17 protein-coding genes are annotated in these 17,592 nt (G+C 64.1%); 8 read left to right on the top strand and 9 right to left on the bottom strand.

The window, feature by feature from the left end; all coding sequences use genetic code 11:
• Window positions 1–452 precede the first annotated feature (452 nt).
• The 7 genes from V6B97_RS12380 (at window position 453) to V6B97_RS12350 (ending at window position 7,543) form a co-directional block, all read left to right on the top strand.
• Window positions 453–2,315, top strand: a complete 1,863-nt coding sequence (locus V6B97_RS12380; RefSeq protein WP_333506830.1) for a sigma 54-interacting transcriptional regulator — start codon at window positions 453–455, stop codon at window positions 2,313–2,315.
• 222 nt (window positions 2,316–2,537) lie between these two features.
• A complete protein-coding gene (locus tag V6B97_RS12375; RefSeq protein WP_333506829.1) occupies window positions 2,538–3,332 on the top strand; it encodes a hypothetical protein in 795 nt (264 codons plus the stop codon).
• 107 nt (window positions 3,333–3,439) lie between these two features.
• Entirely contained in the window at window positions 3,440–4,267 is an 828-nt protein-coding gene (locus tag V6B97_RS12370; RefSeq protein ID WP_333506828.1) for an ABC transporter ATP-binding protein, read from the top strand.
• A 29-nt stretch (window positions 4,268–4,296) separates the two neighbouring features.
• Window positions 4,297–5,082, top strand: coding sequence for an ABC transporter ATP-binding protein (locus V6B97_RS12365; RefSeq protein ID WP_333506827.1), 786 nt, complete (start codon window positions 4,297–4,299; stop codon window positions 5,080–5,082).
• A 60-nt stretch (window positions 5,083–5,142) separates the two neighbouring features.
• Window positions 5,143–5,997: an ABC transporter permease gene (locus tag V6B97_RS12360; RefSeq protein ID WP_333506826.1), complete on the top strand. Its 855-nt coding sequence runs from the start codon at window positions 5,143–5,145 to the stop codon at window positions 5,995–5,997.
• 63 nt (window positions 5,998–6,060) lie between these two features.
• Window positions 6,061–7,077, top strand: a complete 1,017-nt coding sequence (locus V6B97_RS12355; RefSeq protein WP_333506825.1) for an ABC transporter substrate-binding protein — start codon at window positions 6,061–6,063, stop codon at window positions 7,075–7,077.
• A gap of 196 nt (window positions 7,078–7,273) precedes the next feature.
• Window positions 7,274–7,543 carry a CBU_0592 family membrane protein gene (locus V6B97_RS12350; protein ID WP_333506824.1) on the top strand — a complete coding sequence of 90 codons (270 nt, stop codon included), beginning with the start codon at window positions 7,274–7,276 and terminating at the stop codon, window positions 7,541–7,543.
• Window positions 7,544–7,625: 82 nt separating this feature from the next.
• Here the strand turns inward: V6B97_RS12350 and V6B97_RS12345 are convergent, their stop codons facing one another.
• The 9 genes from V6B97_RS12345 to hmcA form a co-directional block, all read right to left on the bottom strand.
• Window positions 7,626–8,021 carry a response regulator gene (locus tag V6B97_RS12345; protein WP_333506823.1) on the bottom strand — a complete coding sequence of 132 codons (396 nt, stop codon included), beginning with the start codon at window positions 8,019–8,021 and terminating at the stop codon, window positions 7,626–7,628.
• Window positions 8,022–8,232: 211 nt separating this feature from the next.
• Window positions 8,233–8,685, bottom strand: a complete 453-nt coding sequence (locus V6B97_RS12340; protein ID WP_333506822.1) for an Rrf2 family transcriptional regulator — start codon at window positions 8,683–8,685, stop codon at window positions 8,233–8,235.
• Window positions 8,686–8,785: 100 nt separating this feature from the next.
• Complete coding sequence (locus V6B97_RS12335) at window positions 8,786–9,142, bottom strand: response regulator (RefSeq protein WP_043609752.1); 357 nt, start codon at window positions 9,140–9,142, stop codon at window positions 8,786–8,788.
• Window positions 9,143–9,360: 218 nt separating this feature from the next.
• Entirely contained in the window at window positions 9,361–10,752 is a 1,392-nt protein-coding gene (gene hmcF / locus V6B97_RS12330) for a sulfate respiration complex iron-sulfur protein HmcF (protein WP_333506821.1), read from the bottom strand.
• Window positions 10,753–10,803: 51 nt separating this feature from the next.
• Window positions 10,804–11,484 carry a sulfate respiration complex protein HmcE gene (gene hmcE / locus V6B97_RS12325; RefSeq protein ID WP_333506820.1) on the bottom strand — a complete coding sequence of 227 codons (681 nt, stop codon included), beginning with the start codon at window positions 11,482–11,484 and terminating at the stop codon, window positions 10,804–10,806.
• 171 nt (window positions 11,485–11,655) lie between these two features.
• Window positions 11,656–11,793, bottom strand: coding sequence for a sulfate respiration complex protein HmcD (gene hmcD, locus V6B97_RS12320; RefSeq protein ID WP_015946222.1), 138 nt, complete (start codon window positions 11,791–11,793; stop codon window positions 11,656–11,658).
• A 19-nt stretch (window positions 11,794–11,812) separates the two neighbouring features.
• Complete coding sequence (gene hmcC / locus V6B97_RS12315) at window positions 11,813–12,979, bottom strand: sulfate respiration complex protein HmcC (protein WP_333506819.1); 1,167 nt, start codon at window positions 12,977–12,979, stop codon at window positions 11,813–11,815.
• A gap of 1 nt (window position 12,980) precedes the next feature.
• Window positions 12,981–14,099, bottom strand: coding sequence for a sulfate respiration complex iron-sulfur protein HmcB (hmcB, locus tag V6B97_RS12310; RefSeq protein ID WP_333506818.1), 1,119 nt, complete (start codon window positions 14,097–14,099; stop codon window positions 12,981–12,983).
• A gap of 21 nt (window positions 14,100–14,120) precedes the next feature.
• Window positions 14,121–15,794 (bottom strand): sulfate respiration complex hexadecaheme cytochrome HmcA, encoded by a 1,674-nt coding sequence (gene hmcA / locus V6B97_RS12305; RefSeq protein WP_333506817.1) that lies wholly within the window; start codon window positions 15,792–15,794, stop codon window positions 14,121–14,123.
• Window positions 15,795–16,613: 819 nt separating this feature from the next.
• On the opposite strand from hmcA, the gene V6B97_RS12300 reads away from it, so the two are divergent.
• Entirely contained in the window at window positions 16,614–17,462 is an 849-nt protein-coding gene (locus V6B97_RS12300) for a sugar phosphate isomerase/epimerase family protein (protein ID WP_333506816.1), read from the top strand.
• Window positions 17,463–17,592 lie beyond the last annotated feature (130 nt).

The following is a 17,592-nucleotide window of genomic DNA, read 5'->3' as shown; positions in this document are numbered from 1 at the left end:
TGTATTTCTTTTTTACTACCTTTGAAAGAAACGAGATTTTTTACACGTGACATGTGCGCCCGGCACAGGTCATGACTTTTGGAAAGGCGCATGGGGGACGCGCGCGGCCGCCTTGTGCACGCAGTGTGCGCAATGGTGTGCATATCTTCGATATCATGATGATATCAAAAGGAATTCAAGACATTCGGATGAAAGAGGAAGTCAAGGCGGAGGGAGACCGTGGGGCGCGGGCGGGTTGCGCCCGGTACATAGGCGGGAGGTGCGGGAGGCGCGTGACGCGTTCCGGCCCGGACACGGGTACGGAACTTGCTCTTTCCCAAGGTGAGTTATCCTTGGGTTAGGGGGTCCGGGGGCCTGGGAGCCGGGGGGCCGTCAGGGTTCCGCGCCCCCGGCGTTGCCCTGTCGATGGCGTTTGCCGCCCTGCCGGACATTGTCGTCAAGCGAGGTGAAGTATGCTGCCCCTTGAAGTTCTGGAAAAGCGCATAGCCTATGAAAAGATGCTGGCCGAGATATCGGAGGACGCCGTACTGGTGCACGATATCAAGGACTTTCTCATGAACTCCATCCGCAAGATGGGGGAAATTCTGAACGTAAGCCGGGTGTTTGTCTTTCAGTACAACGCCCCTGACGACGTGTTCCGCTGCCTGTGCGGATGGGATGAGCCGGATGCGGCCGGGGAACGGAAGAAAGACGGCTTCGTCCTCTCCATCCCCTGGGCCACGCGGCAGCTTGAAACCGGCAACATCATCAACTACCGCGATATTCGTGAAATGCCCGGTCCCTGCTACAGGAAGCATCTTTTACAGGAAGGCATAAAATCCACGCTCAACGTACCCTTGTTCATCAAGGGGGAACTGTACGGTTTCGTGGGCTTTGACGAGCATCGCTATCACCGTGCCTGGCAAAACGAGGACTTGTATATCCTGACGACAGCCGCCCAGATTATCGTCCGCACCATTGAAAACAAAAAATACGAAGAAAAACTTGAAGAACACCGCAATATTCTTGCGTCGATCTTTTCAAGCGTGCAGGACGCCATCATAACCGTTGACCCCTCTTTGCGCATCCTGGAATCCAACAAGGCTGCGGGACGCATTTGCGGCATTGCCGATGCACAGGGCAGACATTTTGCCGAGTGCATCGGTTCCTGTTCCGGCAGATGCATTGAAGCCCTGCAAAAAACGCTGAAAGAAAAATACCTGGTTCACGACCAGCAGATACTCTGCTGCCCGGACGCCACCGAGGGCAAGATCGCCACGGTGAACTGCTCGCCCCTTGTCAGCGGCAACAGCAACTTTGTGGGGGCGGTGCTGGTGATCCGGGACATCACCCGCCTGACGCGCCTCGAGACGGTGCTCCGGGACCGGCAGTACTATCAGGGCATCGTGGGGAAAAGCGAAAAGATGCAGGAGCTTTACCGTCTGCTCCGGTCCCTGGTGGATGTCAACGCCACGGTGCTCATCTCCGGCGAATCCGGCACGGGCAAGGAGAAGATCGCCCATGCCCTGCATTACGGGGGCCAGCGCGCGGACAAGCCGTTCATCAAGGTCAACTGCGGCGCCCTGGCGGAAACGCTGCTGGAAAGCGAGCTTTTCGGCCACGCCAAAGGCGCGTTCACCGGCGCGGAAAAAGAAAGCAAGGGTCGGTTTGAAGCGGCGGACGGCGGCACCATCCTGCTCGATGAAATCGGCGATATTTCCGCGAAGATCCAGCTCAAGCTGCTCAGGGTGCTGCAAGAGAGGGAATTTGAACGGGTGGGCGAGCACAAGCCGCGCAAGGTCAACGTGCGGGTCATCGCCTCCACCAACAAGGACCTGAAAAAGGCCATTGCCGCGGGGCAGTTCCGCGAGGATCTGTTTTACCGGCTCAACGTGGTCAATGTGGACGTGCCGCCCTTGCGGCACAGGAAGGAAGATATCCCCGCCCTGGTGGACCACTTCTGCATGCTGTTTTCCGCAAGCTACCGGAAAGCCATCGACGGCGTGTCTCCGGAGGTCTTACGGGTGCTGCACGAGTACGACTGGCCCGGCAACGTGCGCGAGCTGGAACACGCCATCGAACATGCGTTCGTGGTGTGCCAGGACAGAATCATCGGCCTTGCGCACATCCCGGCCGAAATCAGGGAACACGCCCAGCGCAGACGGCCCGGCCCGTTGGCGGGCAGGGCCGCGGAAGACCGGGCGAGCATCGTCAACGCCCTCGCCAAAAGCGGCTGGAATGTGTCCAGGGCCGCCCGTCTTCTCGGCACCAGCCGCTGGACCCTGTACCGCAGGATGCAGGAGTTCGCTGTCGAGCGCCCCGTCGAGCAACTGTAGCATGCTACGCCTCTGTGGCAGGCAAAGGTGTAGCATGCTACAGGGCACAGCTCGCAACAGGTTTGCCAATGCGGTTTCCCGTCGTGACAACAATCCGGAAATTCAAGAAAAAAAGTTCACCCCAGTCCTTTGCCCCCTTGGCATACGCCTTGCTCTCCCTCCGGTAACGCATCGGAAAGGTTTGGCACGTCATTTTGCAACAACCTTACACAGGAGAGCAGCATGAACAGGATAATCTATAACTGGATGTATCCGCGTTCCCTGACAACGGTGTTTATGAGAGCGATCACCAACAGGGGAGACTTCAACACCATCTTCGAGCCCACGCTTCCTCTTTACTGGAGGGAACGCAACGAAAAGGGCGTCCAGTCCCACCAGGACTATGCGGGCTGGCCCGTGGACTACGAGGGCATCAAGGCGAAGGTCTACCAGATCGCGGAAACCAAGCCGACGTTCGTGAAGGAGTGCACCTACCACGCCATCGATCATTACATCAACGACGACGAGTTCATGCACCGCGTCACGCACACGTTCCAGATCCGCAACCCCAAGTACGTGATCCTGTCCTTCTGGAAGGTCATCGGCTCCCAGCGGGCGCTGCGCATCGAGGACATCGGCCCGGTGGCCTCGTCCAGGATGTTCCACCGCCTGACCGAACTCGGCCTGCACGCCCTTGACGGCGGCAAGACCCCCCTGGTCATCGACGGCGACGACTTCCAGAACGATCCCGAAGGCATCATGGCCGCCTGGTGCGACGCCGTCGGCGTGGACTACAAGCCCGAAAGCATGAAGTGGGCGCCGGAATGGCGGCCCGAGTACAACCACTGCGAGGGCTTCTACGGCGACGTAAGCCAGAGCACGGGCGTGCAGAAGAATGTCGAAGCCTTCATGTACGACGAAAAGGTCGTGAACGCCCTCTTCGAAGACCTGCCCATGCTCAAGATGCTCTACGAGCACTGCCTGCCCTACTACGAAGAACTGTATCCCTACAGGCTCAAGCCGAAGAAGCTCAAGTAGGGAACGGGTTCAAGGCCGCCCCAGGCAGTCATTCAAAAGAATACGGGCTCCCCGCGCGCTCTGCCGCGCCACACGGCGGGCGCGCGGGGAATTAGGGGGAACATCGCATGCAAACCCAGGAAGGCCATCTCAAGGTCGTCAACGCCGTAAAGATCTACGATCCCGGCGGGGCCAACGTCTGCGCGGTGGACGATTGCAGCTTCGAGATCAAGGCCGGCGAATTCGTGGCCATTGTCGGCCCTTCGGGCTGCGGCAAGACCACCCTCCTGAACATGACCGCCGGTTTCGAGAACACCACGGCGGGAGAAATCCTGATGGACGGCAAGGTCATCGCCGCTCCCGGCAAGGTGCCCGTGCCGGGGCCGGACAGGGTGGTGGTCTTTCAGGCCGGGGCGCTCTTCGACTGGATGACGGTGCTGGAAAACATCGTTTTCGGCCCCGTGAGCACCGGGGCCATGACGGCAAGGGACGCCAGGGCCAAGGCGCTGGACCTCATCCGGGGCGCGGGGCTTGCCGGGTACGAAAACGAATATCCCATCCGCATTTCTTCCGGCATGAAGCGGCGGGTGGAAATTCTCCGGGCGCTGATCAACGAACCCAAGACACTGCTTCTGGACGAGCCGTACCGGGCCATGGACGCCATCACCAAGGCCGTCATGCACAAGTTCCTTCTCGACGTCTTCGACCGGGTGCACAAGACGGTCATGTTCATCACCCATGACCTGGACGAGGCCATCTACCTGTCGGACCGGGTGGGCATCATGACCACGCGGCCGGGCAAGTTCAAGACCTGGATCAATGTGGACCTGCCCCGGCCACGCGACTTCACCATCAAAAAGACGCCCGAATTCCTGGAATACAAACGGGCGACTCTGGAAGCCGTGCACGAAGAGGCGAAAAAATCCTTTGAACGCGGTGAGCGCGAAGGCGCGTAGCCGGTTACGCAACATACCGGAGACAGACCATGGCTGACGCAATGCGGATGGAAAACGTCTGCGTCTCCTTCGGGAACAAGCAGATTCTCGACAACATCTCGCTCGCCATAGAGGAAGGATCCTTTTCCTGCATTTGCGGCCCTTCCGGATGCGGCAAGACCACCATCATGTCCATCCTCGCCGGCTACCTCATGCCGGACAGCGGCAGTTGCACCTTCATGGGCAGGCCCGTCACCGGCCCCAGCCCCGACCGGCTTGCCGTGTTTCAGGAAAACACGCTGTTCCAGTGGATGACCCTTTGGGAAAACACCCTCTTCGGGCCGAAAATCCAGGGCAAGGACATGAAGGCCGCGGCGGAAAAGGCGCGGGAGCTTATTGCCCTGACCGGCCTGGAAGGCTTCGAGGGCAAGTATCCGGGGCAGCTCTCTGGCGGCATGCAGCGCAGGGCGGAGCTTATCCGCGCCCTGATCAACGACCCGCGGATACTGCTCATGGACGAACCGTTTCGCGGCCTCGACGCCATGACCAGGGCGATGATGCAGGAGTATTTCCTGCGCGTGTTCGAAAGCACGGGCATAACCATGCTGCTCATCACCTCGGAATTGGACGAGGCCGTGTTCATGAGCGACACCGTGTACCTGCTCTCCACCATGCCGGCGACCATCAAGAAGCGGATGCCGGTCGCCATCAGGCGTCCGCGCCTTCTGGAGCATCAGGCTTCGCAGGAGTTCGCGAACATCCAGACCGAGGCGTTCGCCATCATGGAAAGCGAGGCGCTCAAGGCGTTCGAGCACATACCGTCAACCAGAACATAAGCCCCGGCAGAGCGGCGTTGCATCGCCGCGTCCTGACCGGCTGCGACAACGAGGTGGCCCATGACCCAGACCATAGCGCAACCGGCTCACGCCCCAGGCACGGCCCCCACCGGTTCCGCCGGAAAGCCCAAGGGGTTTTTCTCCAGATACCGGCCCAAGGTTGAAAGTCTGATCACCTGCACCACCCTGGCCATCATCTTCCTGGTCTGGTTCGAGGTGACGCGCAGACAGGTCGTACCCAAGATCTTCATCCCCTCGCCCCATGACGTCCTGATGGGCTTCAACGAAACCATCTTCACCGGCTATCACGGCAAGGGGCTCGCGTACCACTGCCTGGTGAGCCTCGGCCGCGTGCTGCTCGGCTGGGTGGTGGCCTGCTTCCTCGCCGTCCCCCTGGGCCTGGCCATGGGCCTGAGTTCCAAGGTACGGGCCGTGTTCGACTATCTGATCGAATTCTACCGCCCCCTCCCGCCGCTGGCCTATTACACGCTGCTGGTCCTGTGGTTCGGCATCGGTGAACTTTCCAAGGTCTTGTTGCTGTTCCTCGCGGCCATTCCCCCGCTGACCATCGGCGCCGTGGAAGGCGTCAGGGAGATCAGCCCGTCGGTCATCCAGGCGGCGCGTTCCCTCGGCGCCAATTCGCGCCAGGTTTTCTACAGGATCATTCTGCCCGCAACCACTCCGGCCATCATCACCTCCATGCGCATCAGCCTCGGCTTCACCTACACCGTGCTGGTGGCGGCCGAGATCGTGGCGGCCACCGAGGGCATAGGCTGGATGGTCTGGGACGCCAGCAAGTTCATGCGCTCGGACATCATCTTCGTCGGCATCATCACCATGGGCGCCACCGGCATCGGCCTTGACGCCTGCCTCAGGATCGCCGCCAGGCGGCTTTTGAAGTGGAAGTACAATTGACGCGGCAAATGAACTGACATCGTAAGCCCACGCCTGACCTGAATTTGCGGAAAGGAGAAAACCATGCGCAAAATCAGCCTCATATGTGCGTTGCTGGCAATTGCCCTGCTCATCGGCCCCGCGTACGCCCTTTCGGCGGAAAAACCCAGGAAGGTGCGCATCGGCTATCTTTCCCTGGTGAACGCCCAGCTCATAGCCAAGAATCTCAAGCTGCACGAAAAGGAAATGGGCGTCGAAATCGAGTGGTACCGCTTCAATTCCGGCCGCGACGTCAACACGGCCATGGCGTCGGGCAGCCTGGACTTCGGCAACGTGGGCCTGCCGCCGGTGGCCATCGGCATTTCCGGCAACCTTACCTACTGGGGCATCCTGAACGCCAACGTGCTGGGGGCCGTGGAAGCCCTGGTGGTGCGCGGCAACATCAACAGCCTCAAGGACCTGGAAGGCAAGACCGTCGTGGCTCCCTTCGGGTCCACCACCCACTACCTCATCATGCAGGCCATGATCGACGCGGGCGTGGACATCGGCAAGGTCAAGCTCATGGACATGGCCCCAGGCGAAGCCCTGGCCCCCTTCATCCGGGGCGATATCGACGCCGCCTACATCTGGGAGCCCTCCCTGGGCCATGTGGTGGCCAACGGCGGCAAGATCCTGCTTACCAGCGCGGACATGGCCCGGCAGGGCTACCTGACCTGGGATCTCATCTCCGTACAGCCGGAATTCGCCAAGAAGTACCCGGAACTGGTCAAGAAATTCATCAAGAGCGAACTGGCCGCCATGGAGTACTGGGAAGCCGATCCCGAAAAGTCGGCGGAGATCATCACCGAGGAATTGGGCGGCATTTCGGTTGACGACGCCAGGCGCATGATGCGCGGCACCGTGCTCGTCAAGCTGGACGAACAGTTGAGCGACGCCTACCTGGGCACCTCGGCGAAAAAGGGCAGCACGGCCAGGGACATCGTGGCCGTCGCCAAGTTCCTGCAGGACCAGGGCCGCATCAAGAACCCGGTGACGCTGGAAATGGCCGAGAAGTTCCTGCATCCCGAATTCCTGGAAGCCGTCAAGGCCGAGGCGCCATAACAGGGAACGGCCGCTTCGCGGCTGAAGACCGGCATACCTCCACAAAAAGCGGGCGGGGCCGTCTGCAACGGCCCCGCATGACGGGCACGCGCGAATCCTGTCGATACCCGGTCTTCATGTCGAAACACCGGTCGGGTGGCGCGTGCCCTCTTTTTGTCCCAAAAAACGGGCAATCCCGCAGACAGAGACGAAGACAATGACCTACACCATCTACGATTTCATCGGCAACATCGGGCTGTTTCTGCTGCTGGGCACCTACTTTCTGCTGCTCCTGAACAAGATCGAAAGCCGGTCGGTGCTCTATTCCCTTTCCAACGCCGCCGCCTCCACGCTCATCGGCATCTCCCTGCTTGTGGACTTCAACCTTTCGGCGTTTCTGGTGGAAGTGTTCTGGCTGGCCATCAGCCTTTTCGGCATCGGCAAGTGGTGTTACCTGCGGCGCAAGACGACGCCCACCGACGCCTGACGCAAAAAGGCGCACCCGGTGGCCGGAGCGCTCATGCCGCTTCCGCCGCCGGAAGCCGCATCCCTGTGACTGCGGATGGCCCCTACTCGGCGGCGATCAGCCCCAGGGTGCGCAGTTCGGCCAGCAGGCGGTCGAAGTCCAGCGGTTTCACCAGGTAGGCGGAGATGTGCCCCTGCTCGAAGGCGCGCAGGGCGATATTGATGTCGGTGACGGCGGTGGTGACCAGCACGGGCACGCGGGGCAGGCCGCGTTCCGTTTCCACGGCGCGGATGCGCTCCAGCACGGTCAGGCCGCTCTCGCCGGGCAGCATCAGGTCCAGCAGCACCACGTCGAAGGTATTGCCGTCTTCCAGCGCCCGCAGGTAGGCCGCGAACGCGCGTTCCGCGTCGTCGGCGACGACGGCTTCGAAATGCTGGCCCAGCGTCAGGTTCAGGACGCGGGCGCTGAGGGTGTCGTCTTCGACAATGAGAGCTCGCATGTGGCCTCCGGGCGGCGCGCTGTCGTCGTTCCCGCGCCGTGCGCGCCGTGCGCGCGAACGTCGCGGATAACCCGCGCAATGTAGCGTGGAATGCCCGGAAAAAGGAAGGGTGATTTTGCCGCGATGGAAGCGAGGGGTCACTGCAGGCGGGGAAAGCGGGCGCGGACCGTCCGTGCCAGGGGGGAGAGGGGGGAGGAACGGCCGCCCCGGCTCAGTCCTGGGCGTGGGGCGAGATGTGGCAGGCGTTCTTGGGGCAGAGGCTGGCGTCGCGCATCAGGTCGGCCAGGGTGAAGCTGTTGAGCTTCTTGTACATGGCGCGCGAGGCCTCGTCCCAGATGGTGCGCGTCAGGCACACGGCCATGCGCGGGCAGCAGGGGTTTTCCTCGTCGCAGGTGTAGGGGGCCAGCGATTCCTCCAGCGCGAAGACCACGTCGCCCACGGGAATCTCCGAGGCGGGCTGGGTAAGCTGGTAGCCGCCGTGCGCCCCCAGCGTGCTGCGGATGTAGCCGGCCTTGCGCAGCACCCGGATGAGCTTTTCCAGGTACTTGACGGAAATGCCCTGCCGCTTGGCAATGTCGCGGATGGACACGGGGGCTTCCGTGCCGTGCATGGCGATGTCGAGCAGCATGCGGGTGCCGTAACGGCTGCGGGTGGTCAGTTTCATGCGCGTAGGGTGTGGTTTGCGGCGGTGCCCTTCCGCCGGGTCGCGTTGCGTTCCGTTGCCGTGGCCGTTCGTCCCGTCATTCGTCCCGTCATTCGTCCGATCACTCGCCGAGGGCCCGCCGCACGATGCCCAGCATCAGGTCCGGGTCGAACGGCTTGTCCACGGTGCCCACGGCGTTGGGCACCATCAGGTGCAGCCCGCCAAGCCCGGTCACCAGCACCACGGGGATGTGCGCGCCGCCGGGCAGGTCCATCAGTTCGCGGTACACGCGCGGTCCCCACTGGCGGGGCATCTCCAGGTCCAGGGTGACCAGGTCGGGCCGCCGGGCGCGGGCCATTTCCACGGCGTCGGGGCCTTCGGTGGCCGCGTCGGCCCGGTAACCGTTGGTTCTGAACAGCGAGACGAGGTAGGCGGCTATGTCCGGGTCGTCCTCTACCACCAGGATGGACTTAGCCAGAGTGTTCCGGGCCGGGGTGTTCCGGGCCTGGGTGGCGTTGGCCATGCGTCGCTCCGGGCCTCCGTTTGCGGGCCGGGCCGGGGCCGCCGGTTGCACCTTGGGGTGGACGGGCGGCGTTCGGCGGGCCGGGCGGGGGGTGGCTCTCCCCGGCCGGCGGCCATGCAGTCGCGTGCGGGGCGCGGGCCTTGTCGTGCAAGGCCCGCGCGCCCCGGCGCGTTCTATTCGTCTTCTTCCTGCGGCTTCAGGTGCTCGGGCACGATGACCATGCTGATGAGCAGCGGCTTCAGGAACGACCAGCGGATGCCGATCTCGTATTCTTCCTCAAGGTCGCGGATGGCGTCCCAGCAGTTGTGGCAGGGCGCCACCACCAGCTTGCAGCCGGTGGCCAGGATCTGGTCGCGCTTGGTCTTCAGGGCCACGTTGCGCTGGTGCCGGTAGCGGCCGATGCCGTTGAACCCGCCCCCGCCGCCGCAGCAGTAGTTGTGCTCGCGGTTGGGCGCCATTTCGTGGAAGTCTTCCGCGATGTAGCTCATGATGATGCGGGTATGCTTGGCAAGGCCGTGGTTGCGCACGTAGTTGCAGGAATCCTGCAAGGTCACGGGTTCCTTGATGCGCTTTTCCGGGTCGATCTTCAGCTTGCCGGTGGTCAGCGCTTCGGACACCCATTCCACGTAGTGCAGGAAGGGCACCGGGGTCCGGCCGTCGGGGCGGCCCGCCCAGTAGGGGCCTTCGATGACCGTGGCGCGATGGGCGTGGCCGCACTCGGTGCCCACCACGCGCTTGGGCCGCAGCTTGTCCACGGCCGAATACACCCGCTCCACCTGCATCTTGCAGCCCGCCCAGTCGCCGGCGAACATGGTCAGCGAGGTCTGTTCCCAGCCTTCGCTGGGCACGGTCCAGTTCTCGCCCGCCAGGTGGAACAGGATGGCGGCCTCGGCCAGGTCTTCGGGGTAGTGCTTGGGCTCGCGGGCGTTCAGCACGTACATGGTGTCCGCGTCTTCCTTGTCGACGGGGATTTCCAGGCCCGGCCATTCCTCCTGCTGTTCCTCGGCCATCCATTCGCAGGTTTCCACCCAGTCTTCGGTGGTCACGTCCATCTGCGCCCCGTACACGCGGTGCATGCCGGAGCCGATCTTCAGTTCCCACGGCACGAAGCCCTGCGAGAAGAGCAGGCCGCGCAGGTAGCTGAACATGACGCCCATGTCGATGCCGTGGGGGCAGTACATGCCGCAGCGGTTGCAGCAGGTGCACTGCGACCACGCCACTTCCATGGCGTGCATCATGAACGCGGTGTCCACCTCGCCCTTCCTGCGCACGATCTCGCCGAGGGTGGACTGGATCTTGTAGGCGGGCACCTGCTTGGGGTCGCGGTCGTTGACCCGGTACAGGAAGCAGCTGTCGGCGCACATGCCGCAGTGGGCACAGATTTCCAGCCACGTCTTGGTGCGCGATTGCAGGGTCTTCTGCAGCGAGGTCTTCAACGCCTCGACGTCGACCTCCAGCTCCGTCATTTCCTTGTAGTATTGCGCGCCGCCCTTGTCGCCGAGCAGGGCCTTGAGGTCCTCTTCGGTGTTGACCGGGCGTCTGTTGCAGAACGTTCCTTCAGGCATGGGATGCTCCTTTCGTGTCCGTCACACGCAGATCATGGAACGGCCGGGCCGCTACCAGGGGAAGGCCGCCCCGCGGCTGTAGCCGCCGCGCTTGATGGCGTAGTCCATGCCGATCTGGCCGCGCGACATGAAGAACAGCACGATGTGGGACAGCTTGGTGAACGGGGCCACGATGAGCAGCAGTTCGCCCGTGATGATGTGGGCGAGCAGCCACGCCTCGTAGTTGCCCACGTGCAGCCGGGCCACGAAACCGGTGACGAACGGCGCCGCCGAAACGGCGAGGATGAACCAGTCGTAGGCGGTGGTGAGGATGCGCACCTCGGTCAGGGCGATGCGCCGCAGCGCGATCATGACCAGGCCGATGATGGCGGCCACCGTCAGCGCGTCGGCGATGCCCATGGGCAGCACCGGCAGGCTGAAGCCGAACCGCTCGGCCAGGATGATGTTGTGCCCGGCGAGGAACAGCGGCACCAGCACCGCGCCGATGTGGAACAGGAAGAACGCCACGGCGAAGTAGGGCTGTTCGCGCCAGCTGCAGGTGCCGAAGGGCACCATCCACTTCAGGGCGGAATGGATGCCGCCCTTGAGGCCGTGCGCCAGGTGCGGGCCGTAGGCCACGCGGTCGAGCTGCCAGCTCAGGCCGCGCACGTACCAGACCACGCGCGCCGCGAGGCCGCCGAAGAAGACCAGCAGCGCCACCCACAGCATGGGACCGGTGAGGAATGCGTACATGGTTTGCTCCTATGGCAGGCCATGTTTACAGGTGGATCTTTCGCCCGTTGGCGGCGTCAGGCTTCGCCAGCCATTTCGGTCAAATACCATAAGAGTATACTCCCTCATGGCAGACTCGCCTTCCTTGCCAACGAACGAAATCTCTCACTGTAAACACGCCCTGGTCACTGCTTAGTATTTGCGGATCTTCTTGTCGCGCCCGGTAAGGAACAGCCAGTAGCACACGAAGCCCACCAGGGTGGCACCCATCAGCAGATAGGTGATGTTCTTGGTGTGCAGCATGAACTCGTGCAGGGTATGGATTTCCATAGCGTGCTCCTTGGCGGCCCTAGTGGGCGTCCTTGTATTCGGGATGCTCGTACAGCACCGGCATGCGCGTGGCGATGAACCGGTAGACCGTGATGATGAGCGTCACGATGAACACCGAAACGCCGATCTCCATCCAGTGCGGGAAGTAGCGGTCGGCGGCGGGCAGGTTCCAGTTGAAGGCGATGAGCGAGACGTTGAAGCGGTTGATCACGATGCCGAGCACCGCGAAGATCGACGCCACGCGCACCAGGATGATGTTCTTCTCGCGCACGCCGAGGGCGTACAGGAACGAGGGCAGCGCCACGAAGCCGAACATCTCGACCAGGAACCACGCCCCGTAGCCGGTGGCGAGGTAGGCCCAGTCGTTGTCCATGGCGATGTCCATGGTCTTGATGAAGAAGTACCCGGCCAGCACGAACGAGGCGGCCTTGCCGAAGCCGAAGACCACGCCCTCGGCCTCCTTCAGGTGGGTTTCGTCCATCTTGTGGTGCAGGCCCCTGTGGGCCAGCGTGCCTTCGAAGATGACCATGGAAAGGCCCGCCACCATGGACGAGATGAAGAAGAACACCGGCAGGAAGCTGGAATACCACAGGGGGTGCAGCTTGCCGGGGGCGATCAGGAACAGCGCGCCCAGCGACGACTGGTGCAGGGTGGACAGCACCACCCCGAAGATGGTCAGCACCAGGGTCAGCTTGACGACCACGTTGCGGATCTTGCGCAGGCCCAGCCATTCCAGCGCCGCCGGGGACCATTCCACGAACAGCACGGTAAGGTAGGTGGCCACGCACAGGCCCACTTCGAACAGCAGCGAGGTGGTGCCCTGCGAGTACACCAGCGGGTAGGGCAGGCGCAGCGGGTGGCCCAGGTCGTAGTGCAGCGCCACGACCACGAAGAAGTAGCCGAGGAACGCCGTGGTGATGGCCGGGCGCACCGCCGAGTGGTAGCGCTTCATCCCGAACAGGTAGCACGAGGCCGAGGTGACGTAGCCGCCGGCGGCCAGGGCCACGCCGCACAGCAGGTCGAACCCGATCCAGATGCCCCACGGGTTGTTGTCGGACAGGTTGGTGACGGCCCCGATGCCCTGGGTGAAGCGGATGAAGGTGATCACCGCGCCCACGGCAAGGATGATGCCCGTGATGATGTTGCCGGGCGTGAACAGGCCGCTCTTGGTGTTGGCGTCATGCATGTTATGCATCCTCCTTGCCTTCGCCGTCGTCGCCGGTTTCGGCGCTCTGGCCTTCGGCGCGCAGGGCGGCGAACTTCTCTTCGAACGCCTGCTCCGCCTGTTCCATGGCCTTCTTGACCTCGCGGGCCACTGCGGCGTCCTTTTCCTTGGCCGCCTTGGCCAGGGCGGAGTTCATGGCGTTCTCGGCGTCGGCCTTGGCCTTGGCCAGCGCCGCCTGCACGGCTTCCTCGCGTTCTTCGGCCGCCACCTTTTCCTTGCGCTTGGAGATGGCGTAGGCGCCGGTCAGCAGCACCGGCCAGATGCCCACCACCATGGGCACGGAGCCCAGGGCCCCGGCCGTGTACTCCGGCGCGGACTTGGTGCCCATCTCCTGCTGGCCCACGGCCTCGAAGGGCACGCCCGCCAGGTACATCCACGCCGTGCCGCCCATTTCCAGCTCACCGTAGATGTGGTCCTGGTAGCGGCCGGGGTTGGTGCGGATGCGGTCGCGCGCGATGCGCAAGAGGTCCTCGCGCTTGCCGAAGGTCAGGGCCTCCTTGGGGCAGGCCTCGACACAGCCGGGCAGCTTGCCCTCCTGGATGCGCGGGTGACACATGGTGCACTTGCGGATCAGCGGGTCGAAGGGCTCATCGTACTGGAAGGTGGGCACGTTGAACGGGCACGCGACCATGCAGTAGCGACAGCCCACGCACAGGCTGCCGTCGTAGGTGACGGAGCCGTCGGGGTTCTTGGTGAACGCCTTGACGAAGCAGGCCGAGGCGCAGGCGGGTTCCAGGCAGTGGTTGCACTGCTGCTTGCGGAACACCGGATGGTCCAGCCCGGCCACGTTGTACTTGTTGACCACCGTCCAGTTGTCCGGGTCGGTACGGCGGGATTTCTCCAGCACGGTGAGGTCGTCGAACTTCACCTTGGGCGCGGGCAGGTCGTTCACCTCGTTGCAGCCCTGCTCGCACTTGCGGCAGCCGATGCAGCGGGTGGTGTCGTGCAGCACCCCGTAACTGTCCTTGTAGCCCTTGAAGCTCTGGTTGCCCGCCGCGACGGCCTTTTTCGCGCCAACAGCGCTCATGGCCGTGGAAACACCGGCGGTGCCCAGCAGGGTCAGGAATCTTCTCCTGTTCATGGATAACTCCTTACCGGTTTCCTATTTCGCGCGTTCCTTGTGACACTCGGCGCAGGCCGTATCCGCGGGCTTTTCCAGCTTCATGCGGTTGTGGCAGCCCATGCACTGCTGGTGGTAGGCAGCCTTCAGGCCGGGGCGGTCTCCCTTGGCCGGGTCGAAGGGCTTGCCGTGACAGCTGGCGCACTTGGGCGGCGTCTTGCTGACGGGGCTGTTGTGATGGCAGCCCGCGCACACGGTGGCCTTGTCGGTGTGGAACGTGGCGGCCAGCTTGTCGTCGCCGATGGCGGCCATCAGGGTGTTGACGATCTTGCGGTGCGGCAGCTTCGAGGGTTCGTACTTGTCGGACAGGACGCCGATGGTCACGAACTCGGGGATGTCGTCGGCGGGCAGGGTGCCCTTGGTGGTGCGGCGGACGGCCAGGGTGGCGGCGGCCACTTCGGCGCGCTGCTCCTTGGGGGCCTTCAGCAGGGCGCCGTCGGCCACGGTCTTGGCGTCCAGCGGGCCGGAGGGGCCGACGGGATCGGCGTGGCACACCGCGCAGGCGCTTTCCGGCTGGGGCCTGGCGCCGGTCTTCATGAAGCCGTGGCAGCCGGCGCAGGACGGGGCCTGCACCTTCTGGTTGTGGCAGCCCACGCAGCTCTTCATGGAGTCGGGCTGGTGCATGGCCTTCTCGATCTGCACGAAGCTGCCGTCCTTCACGCCTTCCAGCGTGTGGCAGGTGGTGCAGTTGTCGATCTTCACGTGGTGGCAGGCGCGGCAGGTGTTGCTGGCCGCCTCGTGCACCTTGTGGTTGAAGGCCACGGGCTTCATGGTGCCCTTCATGCCCTTGGGAGCGGTCTTGCCCACCTCGGGCAGGACCATGGCGGCGTCGGGCTGGCCGCGTTCCAGGCGGGGCACGTCGCGCACCACCTTGAACTTGGCCTGCATGGCCGGGTCATGGCAGCCCGCGCAGGACACCGGGCCGGAATCGGCCTTGGCCGGGGCGGCGGCCACGCCGCGGTGGCAGGTGATGCACTGGGTGTGCGCGGCCTCGCGCAGCGAGGGCTTCTTCTCCACGCGCGCGTCGCCGTGGCAGGCGCGGCAGGAGTCTTCCTTGTTCTTGACCCACGCGAGTTTCTTGGCGGTCTCGTCGTACACGTGGTGGCAGGCGCCGCAGTTCTTCTGCGGGTCGTTCACCGGCGCGATGGCCTTGGCGGCCACGTGGCGGTAGTGCAGCGACTTGTCGAGGCCGATCTGCTTCCACGAGGAAGCCACGGGCTTCGGGTTGTGGCACGAGCGGCATTCGCCGTCCTGCGGCCCGGTCTTCTTGCCCGCCTTGGCCTGCTCGGTGTGACAGCCGATACAGTTGGCGTGGTAGATATTCTTGAGGTCGGCGGCGGTGGTGTCCTCAAGGCGCATGAACTTGAGCGACATCTTGCCCTTGTCGTCGTTCTTGTGGCAGGTGGCGCATTCCTTGCCGGGCGCGGCGACCTTGGCCACGGCCTCGGAATGCCGATCGTGCGGGAAGGTGACCTTCGGCAACTCCAGGTCGCCGAATTTCGCCATGACGCCGATCTCCACCAGGTCGGCGCGCTGCTCGCCCGTGGAGCCGGGAAGGGGCTTCGTCGTGCCCCGCGCATCCAGCCCGAAGACCGTGACCGCGGCCACGGCGACCAGAGTTCCCGCCCATCGCAGCAGTGATTTCGCGTTCATCATAGTGGCAGTCCTTTGAGATGAGTGAAACGCTTCCTCTGACAACCCTCAGTCGTCGTGCCGCCAGCCGGTTCCCTGCGGCTTGCGCGGCGGCACGGTCGGACAGAGCCCTGCCACGAAGCGGAACTGCGCCGGCGCCCCCCATGCCGGGGCGCCCGCGCTGGTCCGGGTCGTGGTTCCTCCCTGTGGCGTTCGCGCTGTCCCGGTGTGTGTCTCCGATGTGTGCAGCGACACCGCGTGGTTGCGTGGCACAATCAGGTCCCCTCTCCGGGGTGTTTCCGGCCGTTGGCGTCGGCCGGAAGGCGCGCGAATACCCTACCTCTAGGGTATGGAATAATTCCTACTGCGGAGGTATGCGATAATCAAGGGTGCGTCAAGCACATTCTGCGAAAAATCGGGACTGCTCCGCTGGACGGGGTGTGTGTTGTTACATTCTGGAATAATTGTTGAAAATTTGGTCTGCAAGCGGTTGCAAACTGGTCTTTTTCAGTCCGGATTAAGGAGGTACGCGGGGTGACGGCGGGGTGTTGTTCCCAGAAGATCGGGAAAAGAGGCGGACTACACGGAAAAGGGGGGTGGCTGCGCGAAAACGGGCATCGGATGGGCGAAAATGGAGGCACGACGCGCGTGGAACGGGTGATGGCGGGCGAAAGCGGGGGTTGGGCCATTTTTGCGGGGCCGCGTCCGACGGGATACGGCGCGATCCGGCGGGAACCGGGGGGGGGCGTCCGGTCCGGTCCCGGCCCGCGTTGCCCCATCCCGCGTTGCCCCGGCCCACGTTGCATGGTTGGCCCCGGACGGCCTCTGTGCTACACGCCCTCCATGCGCACCTTCGTGAATCTTCCCCTCAGCTGGGTCGCCCGCGACCCCGCGTGGATCGACCGTTTCGTGGCCGACGGGCTGGCCCCGGAACTGGGCATCGACACCTTCGCCGTGCAGGAGTTGTCCCCGGACTGGCACCGCGACACCGCGCGCCGCCTGGCCGAAGCCGGGCTGCCCTGCGCGGTGCACCTGCCGTTCTTCGACCTGCATCCCGGCAGCTTCAACGACAGCGTTCTGGCCGCCAGCCGCGACACCCTGCTCCGCGCGGCGGAACTGGCCGCACTGTACGGGCCGCGCCACATGGTGGGGCACGCCGCCTTCGACCACAGCCAGCACGACGGGGCCTTCGACGCGTGGCAGGAGCGGGCTTGCGGCACGTGGACGGCGGTGCTGGCCGCGTGCGACGCGCCCGTGCGCATCGAGAACACCCACGAACGCGACCCCGAACCGGTGGCCGCGCTGGTCGATGCCCTGGCCCTGCATTTCGGCGCCCGCGCGGGCATCTGCTTCGACGCCGGGCACTGGCACAGCTTCGCGCGCGGCGTGCAGCGCCGCGACCTGCGGCGCTGGCTGGACGCCTTCGCCCCGCGCCTGGCCCACCTGCACCTGCACGACAACGACGGCAGCGACGACCAGCACCTGGGCCTGGGTACCGGGTCCATCCCCCTGGACGACCTGTTCGGCGGACTGCTCGCGCGCGGGCTGCATCCCACCGCCACCCTGGAGCCGCACGACGAGGCGTCCTTTGCCGTGTCGCGGGCCTGGCTGGCCGCGCGAAAGCAGTACGCGGAGGTGCTGACGCCCCCGAACGCGCCTGCCACCGAGCCAGGCGACGCCCCTGCCGCGTGAGGTCGCGTGAGGTCGCCTGACGCGGCGGCGCACCCCTTTTCGGCCCGCACCCCCTTTTCCAACGCCAACGCGCCGCCCGGCACATGCCGGACGGCGCGTTCTGCGTTGCGGAGTTCATGGATTGGCAAGG

It is taken from the genome of Nitratidesulfovibrio sp. 1201_IL3209, assembly GCF_036763125.1.
In the GTDB taxonomy this organism is placed as follows: domain Bacteria; phylum Desulfobacterota; class Desulfovibrionia; order Desulfovibrionales; family Desulfovibrionaceae; genus Cupidesulfovibrio.
Note: the sequence above shows the minus strand (reverse complement) of the source record. Positions and strands in the feature narration are given on the sequence as shown.

Excerpts from the sequence above, each read along its gene's own strand:
- hmcC (WP_333506819.1), bottom strand. The coding sequence starts at position 12,979 with ATGCATGACGCCAACACCAAGAGCGGCCTGTTCACGCCCGGCAACATC.
- hmcB (WP_333506818.1), bottom strand. The coding sequence starts at position 14,099 with ATGAACAGGAGAAGATTCCTGACCCTGCTGGGCACCGCCGGTGTTTCC.
- V6B97_RS12360 (WP_333506826.1), top strand. The coding sequence starts at position 5,143 with ATGACCCAGACCATAGCGCAACCGGCTCACGCCCCAGGCACGGCCCCC.
- V6B97_RS12340 (WP_333506822.1), bottom strand. The coding sequence starts at position 8,685 with ATGAAACTGACCACCCGCAGCCGTTACGGCACCCGCATGCTGCTCGAC.
- V6B97_RS12375 (WP_333506829.1), top strand. The coding sequence starts at position 2,538 with ATGAACAGGATAATCTATAACTGGATGTATCCGCGTTCCCTGACAACG.
- V6B97_RS12380 (WP_333506830.1), top strand. The coding sequence starts at position 453 with ATGCTGCCCCTTGAAGTTCTGGAAAAGCGCATAGCCTATGAAAAGATG.
- hmcF (WP_333506821.1), bottom strand. The coding sequence starts at position 10,752 with ATGCCTGAAGGAACGTTCTGCAACAGACGCCCGGTCAACACCGAAGAG.
- V6B97_RS12345 (WP_333506823.1), bottom strand. The coding sequence starts at position 8,021 with ATGCGAGCTCTCATTGTCGAAGACGACACCCTCAGCGCCCGCGTCCTG.
- V6B97_RS12300 (WP_333506816.1), top strand. The coding sequence starts at position 16,614 with ATGCGCACCTTCGTGAATCTTCCCCTCAGCTGGGTCGCCCGCGACCCC.
- V6B97_RS12355 (WP_333506825.1), top strand. The coding sequence starts at position 6,061 with ATGCGCAAAATCAGCCTCATATGTGCGTTGCTGGCAATTGCCCTGCTC.
- hmcA (WP_333506817.1), bottom strand. The coding sequence starts at position 15,794 with ATGATGAACGCGAAATCACTGCTGCGATGGGCGGGAACTCTGGTCGCC.
- V6B97_RS12370 (WP_333506828.1), top strand. The coding sequence starts at position 3,440 with ATGCAAACCCAGGAAGGCCATCTCAAGGTCGTCAACGCCGTAAAGATC.
- V6B97_RS12350 (WP_333506824.1), top strand. The coding sequence starts at position 7,274 with ATGACCTACACCATCTACGATTTCATCGGCAACATCGGGCTGTTTCTG.
- hmcE (WP_333506820.1), bottom strand. The coding sequence starts at position 11,484 with ATGTACGCATTCCTCACCGGTCCCATGCTGTGGGTGGCGCTGCTGGTC.
- hmcD (WP_015946222.1), bottom strand. The coding sequence starts at position 11,793 with ATGGAAATCCATACCCTGCACGAGTTCATGCTGCACACCAAGAACATC.
- V6B97_RS12365 (WP_333506827.1), top strand. The coding sequence starts at position 4,297 with ATGGCTGACGCAATGCGGATGGAAAACGTCTGCGTCTCCTTCGGGAAC.